This window comes from Candidatus Rhabdochlamydia sp. W815 (genome assembly GCF_018642185.1).
In the GTDB taxonomy this organism is placed as follows: Bacteria; Chlamydiota; Chlamydiia; order Chlamydiales; family Rhabdochlamydiaceae; genus Rhabdochlamydia; species Rhabdochlamydia oedothoracis.
This window is the reverse complement of record NZ_JAAVTY010000202.1, coordinates 1-884: the sequence shown is the minus strand read 5'-3', so window position 1 is coordinate 884 and position 884 is coordinate 1. Positions and strand designations below refer to the sequence as shown.

Below are 884 nucleotides of genomic sequence, written 5' to 3'. Positions count from 1 at the left end.
AACTCTTCGTGGACGTGTTTTTTTGCGTGTAGACTCAAGTATTAGATGGATTTTGCTAAATTGTTTACGAGAAATATCGCTTGGATAAGAGCGGGTCATAACTACCTCCAAAGGTTTTATGAAAACTATCATTACTACTATATACTAGTTTGATTTCAAATTAAGAATTGCATAAATAGGTTTTTTTGAAAAAACTGCTCTATCTTGCAAGGAGATGTTATTTTTTGTATAAAAATGTTTATACATTCAAACTCTTAATTTAAATGCAAACGAGTATACTTGAGTCTACACGCAAAAAAACACGTCCACGACCTGAATATGATGGTTCTCGCTTTTATTGCTCTACTTTTGAAAAGATTTTAAACAGGATCTAAGAAGAGACTAAAGGCGTTAGAAGCAAAAGCAGCTCAAGATCACTATTTAGGCAAAAAGTGTATCATAGTCTAGAAGAACTGCAAATGGATGTGGATAAATGGCTAAAAGAGTACAATGAAGAGCGAGTCCATTCTGTGAAATATTGTTATGGGAAGACACCATGGCAAACCTTTCAGGATGCAAAGCATCTAGCACAAATGAAAATGCTAGATACATTATACCAAGTTGACACTAGACCTCTTTCAAAACCCATTAACATAGCTCCAGATTATAAATGCCCGCAATTAGATTGAAGCAAAGACCAAACCTTTTTCGTCTATTTCTATAACGATCAGCTAAAATTTTGAATCGCTTAAGCAGACCAATAGCATTTTCATTAATTACACGTTCTTTGGAAAGGAATTGATTATTTTTTTTGTCTTGTTTTGTTAAAGGATTTTTCTTGCTTCTTCTTTTAGGCATTTGGGTTTTAGCATGAAGCTTTTTAAGTCCTAGATACCCTCCATCTG

Annotated in this window: 2 protein-coding genes and 1 pseudogene; 1 reads left to right on the top strand and 2 read right to left on the bottom strand. The window is 33.7% G+C overall.

Going from position 1 to position 884, the window contains the following annotated elements:
* A pseudogene (locus RHOW815_RS08780) lies at positions 1 to 99 on the bottom strand (IS5/IS1182 family transposase); the annotation flags it as partial.
* Positions 100 to 431: 332 nt separating this feature from the next.
* On the opposite strand from RHOW815_RS08780, the gene RHOW815_RS09240 reads away from it, so the two are divergent.
* Entirely contained in the window at positions 432 to 668 is a 237-nt protein-coding gene (locus RHOW815_RS09240; RefSeq protein ID WP_434062175.1) for a hypothetical protein, read from the top strand.
* Here RHOW815_RS09240 and RHOW815_RS08315 read toward each other — a convergent pair.
* Positions 628 to 884: transposase family protein (locus RHOW815_RS08315; protein ID WP_305825898.1), on the bottom strand; the 257-nt coding region annotated here is incomplete at its 5' end. The genes RHOW815_RS09240 and RHOW815_RS08315 overlap by 41 nt on opposite strands.